The 800-nt window shown below is 53.5% G+C and carries 1 protein-coding gene; it reads left to right on the top strand.

Translation table 11 applies throughout. The features are described from left to right. Positions 1-185: 185 nt before the first annotated feature. Positions 186-800, top strand: a 615-nt coding sequence (locus E1189_RS02005; protein ID WP_196221047.1) for a hypothetical protein, incomplete at its 3' end; no start/stop codon positions are given.

Here is an 800-nt window from a genome sequence, read left to right on the forward strand (position 1 = left end):
CTAACCCTCAAAGAGCATTAGATGAGGCTGAGACCCTCTTGAAAAAATACGTGGGAGACCCGAACCGATATGTTCGTGTTGTGCAATTAAAAGCCAGATGTTTGTTTCTTCTTGGCAATTTTGATGGGTGTATTGGGTACGTCAATTCCCTTTCCAGGGGTTTTCAAAACAACAAAGGGGTGATGATGGCAAAAGGCAGAGCTTTACAGGCCCGAGGCCATTTAACGGAAGCCTTATCACTCTTCCAATATCTTTATAGCCAATACTCAACTTCTTTCAGTGATGAAAAAACCAATGGGCTGGCACTGAGCCGTTTACTTCAGATCATGGGGGGCTCGGCCAACATGAAAGCAGCCCTGGACATCTATAACCGGCTGCGCACCCGGGCGGCCGGGGGGCAACCGAACACCCCCTGTAATGACAAGGATATCGAGTTAACCCTGGCCATACACCTTCAGATCATGGGAGGTACAGACAACCTGACAAAGGCTCTGAACATCTATACCCAGCTGCGCACCCGGGCAGCCGGGGGGCGGCCGAACACCCCCTGTAATGACAAGGAGATCGAACTGGCTCTGGGCAGATTGTTTCAGGCTATGGGGGGCATGGACAACCTGAGAATAGCCCAGGACATCTTTACCCGGTTGCGCACCCTGGCGGCCGGAGGGCAGGCAAACACCCCCTGCGAGGATAAGGAGATCGAGCTGGCTCTGGGCAGGCTTCACCAGGTTATGGGGGGCACCGACAATCTGAGAGCGGCTATGAACATCTTTACCCAACTGCGTACCCGGGCAGCCGGG

This window comes from Parendozoicomonas verongulae, from assembly GCF_009711465.1.
GTDB lineage: Bacteria > Pseudomonadota > Gammaproteobacteria > Pseudomonadales > Endozoicomonadaceae > Sansalvadorimonas > Sansalvadorimonas verongulae.